Genomic DNA, 14489 nt, shown 5'->3' on the forward strand with positions numbered 1-14489 from the left:
ATCGAATCGCTTACAGGTTTGCAATTTCCCGCAAATCATTAACGGCGCCCAGGGCAGCGGCAAGGACGGGCGCTCCCTTTGTAAGCCCGTCACCCTTGACCGGAAATGGATGATGCCAGCCACCAGCCTCTTTAACGAGACAATATCCAGCCATACAATCCCAAGCGTGCATGTAGGGTTCGTAATAGCCTACCAGTCTACCGGCTGCCACATAGGCAAGCATCAGCGCACCAGAACCGTTACGGATGAAGTTTCCACCAGCATCCAGTAGCTTTTCGACAATAAGAGCGACACTTGCCGGGCTCACATGATGGTTCGCACCTATTCCTGTGACCGCGTCACGGATTGTTCGCTCGCCATTAAGCGTCAGCAGCTTGCCATTCAGTCGCGCGCCCATTCCCACCGCTGACGCATATAGCTCGTCATTGCATGGAACATAGATTACGCCGATGGCGATTTCTTCGCCGTGGAGCGCAGCAATCGAAATACACCAGCTAGGCATGCCATTGACGAATGGGCTGGTACCATCGATCGGATCGATAACCCACGTATAGTCAGATGTACCGGAGCTAACACCGTATTCTTCGCCCAATATAGCGTCATCGGGGAAGCTTCCGATAATCCGGGACCGGATAAGCTCTTCTACTTCCCGATCTGCGATGGACACCACATCTTGAGGATCGGCTTTTGTCTCGACAATCAACTGTTCTCGCGCATTGAAATATTTCAGTGCAAGCACTCCGGCTTCAACTGCCATCTTTCGGGCCAAATCCAAGCGGTCTTCAAGATGGGCGGCATGCGATGTCATTATCTGTTCCCCTGATATAAATAGTGGTCGCTCAACTATTGATGAGTGCTATGCCACGGTGGTGAAATCCGATGCTAATATTGGTCCCTGGTTCCAAGCGCTGATCTACCGCCGGATCGACGACAAAGAGCGTGCCAGATTCCGTCTCGACTTCGTATTCCACGTGATCGCCAAGATAGGCCATAAACTTGATTCTCCCAGGAAACGCTGCATTCTCCGCAGCCGATAAAGTGATGGCATTCGGCCTCACCGCAAGTTTGGCCGGACCAGGCACAGAATGACTGCGAGCCGGAACGCGATGTTCAAGCTTTCCAACTTGTACGATCGCTTGGCCATTTTCGGTGCGAAGCACTTCACAAGGCACAACATTGGCTTCGCCTATGAAATCGGCAATGAACGAAGACACAGGTGCTTCGTAAAGTTCGCGCGGAGAACCCTGCTGCGCCACAACGCCGTTCTGCATCACAATAATTCGATCGGATACAGCCAAGGCCTCCTCCTGATCGTGTGTTACATAGACAGCTGTAAAGCCAAGGCGTTGTTGCAGTTCGCGAATTTCTGTTCTCACGCGGCGGCGCAACCGTGCGTCAAGATTGGATAGTGGCTCATCCAGCAACAAGACTTGTGGCTCCAGAACCAGCGCGCGGGCAACCGCAACGCGTTGCTGTTGCCCCCCAGAAAGCTCAGCCGGCAATCTTTGGCCATAGCCAGCAAGTCCAACCTGGTTCAGCCCCTCTTCTGCCCGTTCCCTCGCCTCCGCTTTTTTCATCTTTGACGATTCAAGGCCGTATGCCACGTTTTCCAGAACTGACATATGCGGAAACAGCGCATAGGACTGGAACACCATTGATACGTCCCGCTCGTTTGCGGGGAGCATCGTAACATCCTTGCCGCCTATCAGTATCCGTCCGGCAGTTGGATGCTCCAGACCGGCAAGCATGCGCAGCGTGGTCGTTTTGCCACAACCGGACGGCCCGAGAAGGGTGACCAAGGTTCCGGGTTCTATGTCGAGCGACAGATCATGTATGGCGGTAAATGTGCCAAACTGCTTTTTGACGTTGGAGAAAACAACTGATCCTGTAACATTCGGTGCCATTACGCGGCCTTCTCTGGAGATGCAGATGGTATGAAAGCAGTTGCAACACGGTTCTCGCGGCGCAATTTCCTCTCTCCCACCAAAAGCTGGAAACAGGTGATGATAACAATCATGACAATGATGAGCATGGAAGAGTAAGCAATCGCCACGCCGTACTCACCATTTTCGACAAGGCCCACAATATAGGCGGTCGCCATATTGTATTCAGCGCTGACGAGGAAGATGACCGCGCTAATCGAGGTGATGGCCCGAACAAACGAATAGACGAGCGCTGCAACGATCGCTGGGCGCAGCAAGGGCAAAATCACCTTGCGAATTGTCCGGAAGCTGGCGGCGCGCAAGGTCAGCGAGGCTTCATCGAGGCTCTTATCGAGCTGGCTCATGGCAGCAATGCCGCCCCGCACACCTACCGGCATATTACGGAAGACAAAACACGCAACCAGTATCAGCGCGGTTCCGGTCATTTCCAGCGGAGGGAGATTAAATGCCATAATGTAGCTGATACCTATAACGGTACCCGGGATAGCAAAGCTCATCATAAGCGCAAATTCGAAGATGTTTCTGCCAACGAAACGCTGCCGGACGATGAGGTAGGCCGTCAGCAAGCCAACAGCCGCTGTCAAAGGCGCTGCGATCAAGGCGATCTTGATGGTCGTCCAGAAAGAGTTCCAGGCGACGCCAGTCCAGGAGATTCCGCCATCAGCGAAAGTGAATGAAAAGGCCCGCTGGTAGTGGTCAAAGGTCAGCGTATTATCAAGCCCCCAGGTGCGCACGAAACCGCCAAAGAAGATCATTCCATAGATAACGAGCGTGAAAATGATCCACGGTATAACAATCGCATGGACACCAATCGATAGTGATTTTGGAAGGGCGATATGAGCACCTGAATCACCCTTCCCTGTCACCGTTGCAAAACTCTTGCCGGATAGCCAGAAGCGCTGTGCCAAAAAGGCTGACAGAGTGAAGAACAGAAGAATTATCGCGAGTACCGCGGCGCGTGACGGATCGTTTTGCGAGCCGACAACAGCAAAGAATATCTCCGTTGAAAGGACGCCGTGACTGCCTCCGAGCACAAGCGGATTGCCGAAATCGGCCATGCTTTCGATGAAGCCGATCAGGAAAGCATTTGCCAGGCCGGGTTTCATCAAGGGAAGCGACACCTTCCAGAATGTACGCCAGCGATCTGCCCGAAGGGTTTGCGAGGCTTCCTCCATCGACGGGCTTACGCCTTCGACCACACCGATAAGAACGAGAAATGAAATTGGCGTGAACGACAAAACCTGAGCGATCCATATCCCGGTCAGACCGTAAAGCCAGCGGCCCGGCTCAATCCCGAAAAGGCTCGATAGCTGTTGGGTGACAACGCCTGCGCGACCAAAGAGGAGAATCAACGCAAGGCCGATGACGAAGGGCGGCGTGATGATCGGCAGAATAGTCAGCAGACGAAGGCCCTTTTTGAAGGGAAATCGCGTACGCGTTGCAACGAGCGCAAAACAAAGCCCGAGCAAAGTAGATCCAAATGCTGCCAGTATCGCCAGCAGAAGCGTGCGCCATGCAATGCCGCAGCGGTTTCCCCCTATAACGCAGTCCAGACTCCAGATTGATGGGTCTTGAATGTTGCGGATGAATCCGGACGGGTCAAAGGAACCGTCAAAGCTTTGGAATGCTCCGACAAGCATGCTTCCAACCGGATAGAACACAAAAATTGCCACCAGGAAAATGAGTAATGCGATGGATGCCACAACAAACGCATCGCCCCTCAATACGCCTCTTTCAGCAAGGCCGAACGAGAACAGCAATACAAAAGACAGGGCGACCAGACCGGCACCAGCGCCCATCGATGGCTGTCCATCAGAAAGTGGACCGAACAAATGCTCGCTAATGAGCCAGGTCCACCCGGTAAAACCGACAGCGAGCCCCTGAAGAACCAGAAATATAAGACCGGCGGCTCCAGCAGCAACAAGAAGATTTGATCGAAGTTTCGACACGGTCAAGGTTCGCGCAATAAGGCCAACCGCAAAGATCAGCGCGATGATCGCGATAGTCCATCGGCCATAGGCGAATATCTGGACGAGCCCCGGTCCTGCCGCACTAGCTGGAAAACCATCGAGCCAATCAAACCCGTAAAAACCTGTTTCAACTTTGTACCAAGGCAATAGAATCAGACCCGTAAGCCCAATACCGAGAGCGATGTTCAATCTCCGGTCACTGCGTTCCATAAGGCCTTCCGCGCGCTATCTTCAAAAATATGGCGAGAGATGCCCGGAAACCCTCCGGGCATGCTCCAGATTAATAGACAATCAATTAGCGCTTGCGCCGATTTCCTTATCCCAACGCTCAAGCAATTCCTTGCGCTTGGCAGGATCACCATAGGTTTTGAAGTCGTAATCAATGAGCTTGATGTCTTCAAACTTCGGAGCTTCCGGCGGAACGACGGCACTCTTGTTCGAAGGCAGCTGGAAGGATTTTGCATCCTTCATGTGCGATTGCGTGTCAGCACTCAGGGCCCAATCATACCACTGCTTGGCTTCGTCAAGGTTGCGAGCCCCCTTGATGATCGACATCGAGCCGATCTCATAGCCGGTGCCCTCGCATGGTGCGACAGCCTTGATGGGAAAACCTTCCGATATCTGCGCCACAGCATCGTGCATAAACACAATACCGAGCGCAGTCTCACCGCGGGCCGCAGCCTTAACCGGCGCCGAACCGGATTTTGTGTATTGTGAGACATTGGCATTGAGCTGCTTCAAATATTCGTAAGCTTTATCTTCTCCCATAATTTGCACGAGAGATGCCAAGGCCGTGTAGGCCGTACCCGAGGAATTGGGGTTTGCCATCTGAATTTCGCCCTTAAAGGCAGGATCAACCAAATCAGCCCAGCATTTGGCTTCCTTGAGACCCTTCTTTTTCACGATTTCCGTGTTGTATCCCCAGCCAAGCGCACCGGCGTAAACGCCCACTGTTTTATAATCAGCGCTCTCAGCCTGTTTTTTGGCCCAATCCTGCAACTGGTCCAGCAGTGGAGATTTATACTCCTGCGTCAGGCCTTCGGAAGCAGCCTGAAGGTGAGGATCACCGGTGCCTGCCCACCAAATATCGGTTTTTGGATTACGCGCCTCTGCGCGGATTTTGGCATAGGTCTCTCCAGACGAGAGTCTCACCATATTCACGGAAATCCCCTTTTCTTTCTCAAACCTGTCCTTCATCATTTCGCAGATAACGACATCGGCCGAGCAGATCAAATTGAGATTTCCAGCTGCCTTGGCTTCGCCCGGCACCATCTGAAGTCCAAAAGCAAAAGCAGCGGCAATTGCGAACACTGAACGCATCATTATTCCTCCCTGGATAACACGGCACCTCCATGCCGCACGCATTTTGCAAGCGTGTGCAAAAGTTTCACATGCAAAGTCCTGTTGTCAAGTAAGGAACTTGAATACTTCCGATAAATTTGCATATGAATGCAGTTATGTTGTACGCAAGCGTGTGCAAATTACGCAAAGGGAGGGCTTTTTGAGCAAGTCATTTGTCAGCGCTAATGACGTCGCACGTCATGCGGGCGTATCGCGATCAGCAGTTTCTCGCGCGTTTACGCCTGGCGCGAGCGTTTCAGAAGATACGCGCAAACGCGTCATGAATTCGGCTCAAACTCTGGGATACCACGTCAATCAGCTCGCGCGGGGCCTCATGCGCAGCGAAAGCGGTATTGTCTGTCTCGTCGTATCTGAAATGGACACGCCATATCGTGCACGGCTCGTTCGCGCTTTCTCTCACGAACTGCAAAAAGCCGGAAAAATATCAATGCTCATCAATACCGATCGTTCAGACGGCGGTGTTGATGCAGCTTTACGGCAAACATTGAACTATCGCGCTGATGCTTCAATATTGCTTTCGGGACTTCCTGACAAAGCGATCACAAAGCTGTGCCTCGACAGCGGACAGAGGATCGTTCTCATCAATCGCGACGATAACATTAATGGTCCTTTTCACATCAATCTCAACGACCATCAGGCAGCCAAGGTAGCTGTAAATGCCTTTTTAAGAGCGGGTTGCCGTGCACTTGCGTTTGTCAACTCAGAAGTGGGAACGCCGAGCCTGATGGCCCGGGAAAACGGCTTCCTGGCTGCGGCAGCAAGTTTTGGTCTCAATGTGACAGTTACCAGCCATGGTAATACGGTTTACGAGAGTGGCAGGCATGCTGCGCACTCCCTTCTAACCAGTTTTGACCGACCGGATGCCGTTTTTTGTGTCAATGATTTGATGGCGCTCGGATTTATAGATAGTGCCAGGCAAGATTTTGGCGTCCGGATACCCGAAGATCTTTGCGTGATCGGCTTCGACGACATTGAGCAAGCTAGCTGGTCTTCCTATGAACTGACCACTTTTGCTCAACCGATTGATCAAATCGTTCAGGCGAGCCTGTTGTGGTTGAGCGAAGCCGCCGATACCCAGAACGTCAAATCCCAGACTTTCAATGCTCCCCTGGTTTGGCGAAAAACCGTTCGAGGCAATCATCAGCAAGTTAGCTGAATGCTCCCCAAAGACTAACTCTCCCACGTCCATTGCGTTTGGACTGGTAGAGTGCAGTGTCGGCCAGGTTCAAAAGATCGTCCGGCCCGGCGATTGCCGCTCTGTTGTTTTCGTCAAGTATCGCTATACCGAGGCTAATCGATACCAATCCACTCGGGCTCGCCTCATGTTTAATTTTCATTGCAGTGACGGAATTAAGCATCTGAGTTGCGGTTTTCATCACCTCGTGCTTGGAAACACCGGATAAGAGCGCGGCGAATTCTTCACCCCCGAAACGAGCCAGCGATCCGCTTGTCTGTTTTACAACCTTGTTCAAGCTGCGAGCGACATGAATAAGACAGTCATCGCCTGCGAGGTGCCCGTAAAAGTCATTATAGGTTTTGAAGTGATCAATATCGACCATTATCACGGCGAGATCCTTGTGGACATCATGAGCCTGTCCAAATGCTTGCCGCAAAAGATGAGCAAATTTTCGTCTGTTCGGCAAATTGGTGAGATGATCGCGCTCAGAAAGATTCCTGAGCTTGCGATTAGCAGCCAAGAGTTTCTCTTCGAGCTTCAATCTCAATTCGACCGTGCTCGAAAGTTGTTCTTCGATACGCTTTTGCATGCTGATGTCGACACTGGTCGCCAGCAGGCGCAACGGCGCACCGTTGGCGTCATATTCAACAATCTTGCCGCGACTTAATATCCAAGTATCGCCGCCATCAGGCCGTTTTACGCGATAGATTGCTTCAAAAAGCGGGTTCTTGCCACTGAGTGCATCATCGAATGCCTGGAGTGTGTGTGCCCGGTCGTCCGGGTGCAGAATGTCCCAGCCAACGCTTGGCTTTTCAGCCGCATTCGGGTCAAGCCCGAGTAGAATGCGATATTGTGGTGAGCGCCACACCTGGTTGGCTGGTATATTCAGATCCCATATCCATTGGCCGGCATTCTCAAGGGCATAGGCAGTCCGCTGTTCAGTTTCCTGCAACTTGCGGGTGGCCCGGCGTAATTCGGTAATATTGGTATAGGCAACTGAAATACCGGCAAACTGGCCCAGATCATTCATCACAGCAGCAGCAGAAACCATGAAGCTTTCTTCAGCGATCTCGACTTCACCATCCGCAATGACTTCTCCACTCTTGGCCGCTGCCAAGCCTTTGCGCAAAAGCGGAGCGTGGAGTGGAACAATGTCCTCTATGTTACGGCCAACAGCTATCTTGCTTTCCACACCTAGCAAGCGAGACAGTTGGTCATTGATCGTGACAATCAATCCATCTTGATTGAGGTAGCAAAGGCCGACCGGCACCCTGTCATAGACTGCTTCAATCTGAAGCAAACGATCACCACCACTTTCATTCGCTATATTGAAGGGTGATTGTCGCGACTTGCTGATTGACATTGCTCTACTTCCACTTTGCAACCTCACATTGCCTAAAGAAGAAAGGTGCAGTCAAGAATAATACTATGTGATTGCGCCGATAGATTGTTCTAGATCAAATCAGCTACTCAATAGATCGCCACGCTGCCAGAAAATTATTCTATAACGTTTCCGATCTTACCAAAGCGCTTGACGATCCGATCCCGTCGCAATTTGGATAATCGATAAATCCAGAAAATCCCATCGAGTTGATCAATCTCATGTTGCAGACAAACTGCAAGCAGACCATCGGCGGCTTCCGTTTGCTCGCGGCCCGACAAGTCCTGATAACGTATCCGGATTGCAGCAGGGCGCTCTATGGATTCCGTGACGCCCGGCATGGAAATACTTCCTTCGTCATACCGCGCCGTTTCGCTGGACGACCATTCCACCATGGGATTAACATAAATTGATGGTCCCGCCCCTCCAGGAATCTCTATAGCAATAACGCGTTCCAGCACACCAATATGAGGGGCAGCAATACCAATTCCAGGTGCCGCTCGCATTGCCTGCAGGAGATCATCTGCCAATTCCTGCAAATGTTGATTGAACTCTTTCACGGGCTTGGCAATCGCTCGCAAACCAGCATCCGGAAACGTTAAAACCCTTCTTCTTGTCAACGCAATTCTCCATTAGGCAGATGGGCGAGAGAGGTCATGAAATAACCTTTCTCGCCGCTATAGCGCAATGTCCTGCGGGAAGCTTGCTTTACAAGGGAAGCTGGGAGCGATAATCGAAATGTCGTCGCTCGGATAAATTTGAGCGGCACAAAGAGGCTGACGGATGCCGGGCGACAAAAGCATATTGAAACCGCAGGTATTACCCAAGGGTGCGTTAGGAATGACGCTCTTGGTTCTGGCGACCACGATCATCTCCTTTGTCGTCATGATGGGTATAACCGGAATTTCTCCGACGAAGACTGTTACGCAGGTCATCGTCGGGGCGAATGCAATATCAATTCTCGTGCTCATTTATCTGTCTTATGCAACGTTAAGAAAACTGATTTTTTTCAAGAGCAAAGAGAAGAATCGTGACCTGCATACCAGCATCACTATTATCTTTGCTCTGATTGCCTCGATTCCATCAATTATAGTTGCTTGCTTCTCGCTTATCGTTCTCGACAACCGGCTGAATTCCTGGATTAATCCCGAGAATAATCAGATCATCGACATGTCGATCAAAGCTGCGCAGTCTTATACCGAAGACAATGCCCAAAGCCTTTTGTCCACGACCTTATCGATGGTCATCGAACTTGATCAGCGCAGGCTGCTCTACAATCTTGATAGGGGCGCTTTTTCGGATTGGCTAACATATGACGCTGATCGCAATAATCTGCTGGGTGCCTCGCTCGTTAAATCCACGGGAGAAGTCGTCGTCAGCGCGCGATTGTTCAACGATTTGGTCTTGCCGGCGGTGCCCCTGAAAGCGATTAGCGGTGCAGCCGGTGATCGCCCAGTTTTGATTCCGCCAGGATCAACCAATCTTGTAGGGGCTGTGATCAAAACGCAGGCTCTGCCTGATCTCTACCTTTACACAATACGCTCGGTAGACTCGTCCGCCCTCAACAATATGCGTATTATGAACGATAATAATACGGAATATCAATTACTTGCCAGTAACAGGTCTAATACACAAATTGCCTATGCGCTCCTGTACACCGAACTAACCTTGTTGCTTCTATTGACGGCTGTCTGGACAGGTATCGCTGTTGCAAATCGTGTCGTGCAGCCGATCCGCGCCCTTATTAGCGCAGCAGAAGAGGTGGCGACTGGCAATTTCGATATTTCCGTGCCTGTAAAAGGTTCCGACGGCGATATTGGAGCTTTGTCGCAGACATTCAACAACATGGTCGGACAGCTAAAAACCCAGCACGATGATCTCACGTCAGCCAAGGATGAGATCGACGAACGTAGGCGTTTTACGGAGGCGGTGCTATCGGGCGTCACCGCCGGTGTTATCAGCGTCAATGCAAATGGCGAAATTGCGGGTTTGAACCGCCCTGCTGAAAACATGCTTGATATCAATGTATCGGAAACCCTCGGTCAGCAGCTTACCTCGGTGTTTCCGGAGATCAGCGAAATTTTTGCTCTGGCCGGTATCAACGATCGATCATCAAGCCGCAGACAGATCAGCATTACCCGCAATGGCATTGCCCGCTCGCTCAATGTTCAAATAACGCGCGAAGATGCCGACGCCAAAAACGCTTCTTATGTCGTTACAGTTGATGACATAACTGATCTCGTAGCAGCCCATCGTTCGTCTGCCTGGGCAGATGTGGCCCGACGTATCGCACACGAAATCAAAAACCCGCTTACCCCCATTCAATTGTCTGCCGAACGCATCCGCCGCCGCTATGGTAGAGTTATTGTTGAAGATCGCGCAATTTTTGATCAATGCACCGACACGATTATTCGTCAGGTTGGTGACATTGGCCGTATGGTTGACGAGTTTTCAGATTTTGCTCGAATGCCAAAACCGGAATTCGTTACCACAAATGTAGTAGACGTGCTTAAAGACGCTTCATTCCTCGTGGAAATCAGCAATAATCGCATCACATTCGAGCATGAGTTCGACGATGAGCCGCTTCTTGGCAATTTCGACAATCGCCTGCTCGGCCAAGCTTTCGGGAATATCATCAAGAACGCATCTGAATCAATCGATGCGGTACTTGAGCAAGGCATCATTGATCAAGGACACATTCTTGTTCGTGCAAAGGGCTCCGGCGCCTCAATCCTGGTCGAAGTCCTGGACAACGGCAAGGGATTACCCGCGGAAAACCGCCATCAACTGCTTGAGCCATACGTTACGACCCGAGAAAAAGGCACCGGACTTGGTCTGGCAATCGTTAATAAGATCATTGAAGACCATGGTGGCCATCTGGAACTGCTCGACGCGCCCGCAAACTTTCATGGCGGACGCGGCGCACTAATGCGAATGGTCTTTCCTAGACTTGTTGAAACCTCTGCGGCTTAAACTGCATCACGATCTTTCATGACGCACATCAAAATGTGATGATGTATTAGGCCCGTAAAAATTGAACAAGATTAATAAAATGATTATAGTTGCGTCTCCGGTATCTGAAGCGCGAAAACAGTATTTCGCAGCCAAACGGAAACAGGATCATGAAATCGACCAACGACATTGGCGCTAGCCAAGGTAGTCACGTGATCGTTTGAGGACATTCTGGATTATCCAGTTTCGCTCAGGAGGAGTCGATATGATGCGGCACATAAAGCAAAATGGTGACCTTTCCAACGGCATAACCTGCTCCATGATTTTGTTCGGAGCTTTTGCAGTGATGGCAGTGCTCTTGGCTGTATAGACACCAGGAATGACGACATTAAACTCACCATGTCCGCTGAGCTCTGCTCTGGCGTAATTTCTGTTGCTGATCGATTGGAAAAACAGAGGTCGGGCCGTGAGTGAACGTATCGAAACCTGCTCGTGTTTTTGCGGAGATATCAAAGCGGAACTTAAGGGAGAGCCTTTCTGGGTTAATTTCGACCACGATGACGATTGCCGGAAGGCGATTGGCAGCCCACTCACTGTATGGGTTGGTTATCGGCCATCGCAGTTTCAGCTCCTTTCTGGTGAACTCAAAACCTTTTCCAAAACGCTTGGCATTGAGCGTAGTTTTTGTGGACGTTGCGGCACATCCATCGGATATCAAGACACCGGAATTGCCGACGAACTTTACCTTACAATAGGATTTTTTGACCGTCCCGAGAGGTTTCCGCCCTCCGTTCACGGGTATTGGAGCATGCATCTGCCCTGGGTGAAGTTTGACGATGATCTTCAAAGGATAGACACCTACACACGTGATCGTCATCCTGCAGTCGGCACGCCAGCAGAACGCATGGCAAAAGGCGAAAAAAGCTGAAACCCCAGCATTTGCCTGCAGATAATTGGCAGCGTCGTCCCTCAAAAAAATGCCGGTTTACATGGCATTGATGTGGTACAAGAAAGCGGCCATGATTGCCTATAGACTTCATTCTTAACCAAGCGCAATCTCCGCTTGGAGGTGATATCATGGAACGCCTGGATCATAAATTGGACTGTAAAGACTGCGGCACCATCTATCTGAAAATTCCGAAAGATGTGCAAAGCGACACGCCAATCTATTGCAGCACATGCGGGGTTTTGCTTGGGCGGTGGGAAGAGTTGGAACGTGACTTCAACCGGCAGGGCGGTCAGGACGGCGTCTTCAAAATGAATGATGGACAGATTGAACGCTTGGATTAGCATCACCAATTGCTTAAAATGACCTGCGTTTCTGCTGTCTCGACTTGAAGAGATAACCGTCCAGCATAAAAACCCTGCATCGCATCGTGAGCTTGATCCGACGAGCTGCAAACTGCGTCACTGACCAGAATTACCCTATAGCCCAGATCAACGCCACCAAGAACAGTTGCCAAGACGCAGACATCCGTCTCTCCTCCCGAAATCAATAGCGTATCGACATTAGCCATCCGCAGCGTCTGCTGGAGTTGGGTAAAGTGCCAAGGAGAGTAAACGCTCTTATCAACGACGCGCGCTGGCGGAACAAATGATTCGAGTTCGGCGACCAGATTCACATCTTCAGGAGGAAGCTGGTCAAGCGTCATGCAACGCCATTTATTATAATACCGAGCCCAAGCTCCGCCCGAATTTTCCGGCGATAAAGGAGGTATGAACCTCGTAAACACTGTATGAGTAGGCCGCTTCTCAACCAGCAGGCACACATTGGGTAAAACGCGCTCAAACCACGGCATCGCCCAAGGGCTCGAGCCTGTAAAAAGGCACTGCATATCCACACACAGATGCACAGTGTTTTCTCCGATAGGTCCGAATCTCAATCCCGAAGCCATGTCAACAATGCAGTGTAACGTTGAAGGACGTGGTTAAATTTGCGAACGCAGATCACGCTCAAATCAGCATCAGGCAGAGGAGTGCACACGGCCTGAATTCCATTCGACAACCTCCTGACTGCCATCATCATAAACCACTGTTAGCGCTGTTTCCGAACTTGAAATGACTTTCGCCTGCCTCCACTTGCTATCGTCTGGGCAACCCGAGGCCAACTCGTGCCTGAGAATTTTCACATCATCCCCTTCTTTCAAAGAAGCTCTGTATTTCGAAACCAGATCTGGCTGTTCCATGATCAGTCCTCCCAGCTACTACAACCTTTTTATCGAGCAAGGGTTGCAGCCAAGGGAACTGATTCATTGCAGGAACCGTTTCCAACTCAAGAGGTTTGCTCCTTCAACAAAATTCAGGTCATGGCTCGCCGACCGGAGCGCGCTGCTGCAATCGACGTAAGGTTAGGAAAAGGAGACGGGACGTGACAACAAGAATAGCTTGGATCTGCGCCGCTGTTGTCGTAATCGCGACGGCTGCATTCATTATTATCAATCCGCTTGAAAATCGCACGACCGGGCAACAACCATCACCGCATGCGTTAGATCAATCCGGGCAATAACGATAATTGAACCAATAGTCTTGCCTTCAAACCCCGGCGTGCACCCTCTTGTTTTCCACTTGGCTACACGGTTAGATTGCGCTGTAACAAAGGGGGCAAGTGGATGATCGCCGCTTATATTGACGAAGTAATTATGTTTTGTGCCGGATTATGGATGACGGGTGTGGGCTTCCGCTATCTTTCATTTCCAACTCCCGATCAAAGCGCCAAGAATGCTTGGCTTGCAAACATCGTTCCTCATTTCAAATGGATGGGACCTTTATTGCTAATAATCGCAATCGTTCTAGCGATTGTATCGCCAGCCTGATGCAGTTCCGGCTGAACGGATCTGACAGCATCTGCTTGAGATTACTTAGCTGGCGCTTGCCGATCACGTTCGTTTTCTTTTGCGCTTGATTTGAATGTGGCATCACCATCTTCCTTGCCGGACATAATTCGCGGGTTGGCGCTGGAGACACCATCATTTTTCGCGCCATGCCGAGTTTTTGCAAACTGACCTTTGGCGTCTTTTTTCGGGTCACCCTTACCCAATTTTTCTGTCAACGTAATGTTCCTTTCGAGATTCATATCTGTTCAGCATCACTGCGGCGTGGCGCTTGGAGGGTTTGCTTGCGTTCCTCCACCAGTGCCGGTTTGCGGCCTGGCATTTTCGGCTGGCGGATTGGTGGTGGGTTGATCGCCAGACGGAGGTGTTGCCTGATCGGAAGGTTTATTCTGACCGGCTGCAGGATTTTCTTGCTCGGTTATAGTTGCACTGTTGTCAGTACCTTCTCCGAACAATTCGGCACCGCCCCAAGCAATCAATGCAAGAAGCAGCCCACCTATTAAAACATACAATATCGGCTTGCCCAGTGGGCCCTGCCTTGCCTCTTTCCCGGTTTCTTTCACATTATGGTTCGATGAGCGCGTATCGGTCATGACTGCCTCCTTCCGTTTGAAAGATGAACCATCGAAAATGATTATGGTTCCGACATGCCACACGCGGGGCGAACAGGATTGTCCTCTTTCATTACTTCGACGCAACCGCTTTTCCAGCCCGCATTGGAAATGAAATTTGTACAAAAGTCTTGAAACCCTTACTTCTCAAAATTATAATTTACGCCATCCAAACAACCCAAAACCTACACCACGCTTAATCCGTGGGTGCAGTTTGTTATTCTTCAGGGAGTGGCAAAACATGGAAGGACTGACTCTAAAA

General features: G+C 50.7%; 15 protein-coding genes. 5 read left to right on the top strand and 10 right to left on the bottom strand.

Annotated elements, in window-relative coordinates:
• Positions 1-10: 10 nt before the first annotated feature.
• The 4 genes from QFZ34_RS07865 to QFZ34_RS07880 all read right to left on the bottom strand — a co-directional run bounded on the left by QFZ34_RS07865 (position 11) and on the right by QFZ34_RS07880 (position 5233).
• Complete coding sequence (locus QFZ34_RS07865; RefSeq protein ID WP_115052497.1) at positions 11-808, bottom strand: inositol monophosphatase family protein; 798 nt, start codon at positions 806-808, stop codon at positions 11-13.
• Between the two features lie 31 nt (positions 809-839).
• Positions 840-1904 (bottom strand): ABC transporter ATP-binding protein, encoded by a 1065-nt coding sequence (locus QFZ34_RS07870; RefSeq protein ID WP_307279318.1) that lies wholly within the window; start codon positions 1902-1904, stop codon positions 840-842.
• Complete coding sequence (locus QFZ34_RS07875) at positions 1904-4123, bottom strand: ABC transporter permease (RefSeq protein WP_307279321.1); 2220 nt, start codon at positions 4121-4123, stop codon at positions 1904-1906. Before QFZ34_RS07875 ends, QFZ34_RS07870 begins: the two co-directional genes overlap by 1 nt.
• Before the next feature lie 81 nt (positions 4124-4204).
• A complete protein-coding gene (locus QFZ34_RS07880) occupies positions 4205-5233 on the bottom strand; it encodes an ABC transporter substrate-binding protein (RefSeq protein ID WP_307286174.1) in 1029 nt (342 codons plus the stop codon).
• 181 nt (positions 5234-5414) lie between these two features.
• On the opposite strand from QFZ34_RS07880, the gene QFZ34_RS07885 reads away from it, so the two are divergent.
• A complete protein-coding gene (locus QFZ34_RS07885) occupies positions 5415-6431 on the top strand; it encodes a LacI family DNA-binding transcriptional regulator (protein WP_307279324.1) in 1017 nt (338 codons plus the stop codon).
• On the opposite strand, the gene QFZ34_RS07890 is transcribed toward QFZ34_RS07885, so the two are convergent.
• Together QFZ34_RS07890 and QFZ34_RS07895 are read right to left on the bottom strand one after the other, a co-directional pair.
• Positions 6424-7815: a GGDEF domain-containing protein gene (locus tag QFZ34_RS07890; protein WP_307279328.1), complete on the bottom strand. Its 1392-nt coding sequence runs from the start codon at positions 7813-7815 to the stop codon at positions 6424-6426. The two genes, QFZ34_RS07885 and QFZ34_RS07890, sit on opposite strands and share 8 nt — an antisense overlap.
• A gap of 134 nt (positions 7816-7949) precedes the next feature.
• Complete coding sequence (locus QFZ34_RS07895; RefSeq protein ID WP_307279332.1) at positions 7950-8453, bottom strand: peptide deformylase; 504 nt, start codon at positions 8451-8453, stop codon at positions 7950-7952.
• Between the two features lie 220 nt (positions 8454-8673).
• Here QFZ34_RS07895 and QFZ34_RS07900 point away from each other — a divergent pair, with 220 nt between their 5' ends.
• The 3 genes from QFZ34_RS07900 to QFZ34_RS07910 all read left to right on the top strand — a co-directional run bounded on the left by QFZ34_RS07900 (position 8674) and on the right by QFZ34_RS07910 (position 12075).
• On the top strand, positions 8674-10806 hold the full coding sequence (locus QFZ34_RS07900) for a sensor histidine kinase (protein WP_307279335.1): 2133 nt from the start codon (positions 8674-8676) through the stop codon (positions 10804-10806).
• 445 nt (positions 10807-11251) lie between these two features.
• The gene (locus QFZ34_RS07905) at positions 11252-11713 is read left to right on the top strand and encodes a GFA family protein (protein ID WP_162802467.1); all 462 of its coding nucleotides are present in this window, start codon (positions 11252-11254) and stop codon (positions 11711-11713) included.
• 149 nt (positions 11714-11862) lie between these two features.
• On the top strand, positions 11863-12075 hold the full coding sequence (locus QFZ34_RS07910) for a hypothetical protein (RefSeq protein WP_307279341.1): 213 nt from the start codon (positions 11863-11865) through the stop codon (positions 12073-12075).
• 2 nt (positions 12076-12077) lie between these two features.
• Here QFZ34_RS07910 and QFZ34_RS07915 read toward each other — a convergent pair whose 3' ends face one another.
• A complete protein-coding gene (locus tag QFZ34_RS07915) occupies positions 12078-12680 on the bottom strand; it encodes a cysteine hydrolase family protein (protein ID WP_307279344.1) in 603 nt (200 codons plus the stop codon).
• A 69-nt stretch (positions 12681-12749) separates the two neighbouring features.
• Positions 12750-12971 (bottom strand): hypothetical protein, encoded by a 222-nt coding sequence (locus QFZ34_RS07920; RefSeq protein ID WP_307279348.1) that lies wholly within the window; start codon positions 12969-12971, stop codon positions 12750-12752.
• A 423-nt stretch (positions 12972-13394) separates the two neighbouring features.
• Between QFZ34_RS07920 and QFZ34_RS07925 the strand changes: the two genes are divergently transcribed.
• Positions 13395-13598, top strand: coding sequence for a hypothetical protein (locus QFZ34_RS07925; protein WP_307279351.1), 204 nt, complete (start codon positions 13395-13397; stop codon positions 13596-13598).
• A 41-nt stretch (positions 13599-13639) separates the two neighbouring features.
• Here the strand turns inward: QFZ34_RS07925 and QFZ34_RS07930 are convergent, their stop codons facing one another.
• Together QFZ34_RS07930 and QFZ34_RS07935 are read right to left on the bottom strand one after the other, a co-directional pair.
• Positions 13640-13834, bottom strand: a complete 195-nt coding sequence (locus tag QFZ34_RS07930) for a hypothetical protein (protein WP_307279354.1) — start codon at positions 13832-13834, stop codon at positions 13640-13642.
• 36 nt (positions 13835-13870) lie between these two features.
• A complete protein-coding gene (locus tag QFZ34_RS07935) occupies positions 13871-14209 on the bottom strand; it encodes a hypothetical protein (protein WP_307279356.1) in 339 nt (112 codons plus the stop codon).
• Positions 14210-14489 lie beyond the last annotated feature (280 nt).

The organism is Phyllobacterium ifriqiyense (assembly GCF_030817885.1).
Lineage (GTDB): Bacteria > Pseudomonadota > Alphaproteobacteria > Rhizobiales > Rhizobiaceae > Phyllobacterium > Phyllobacterium ifriqiyense.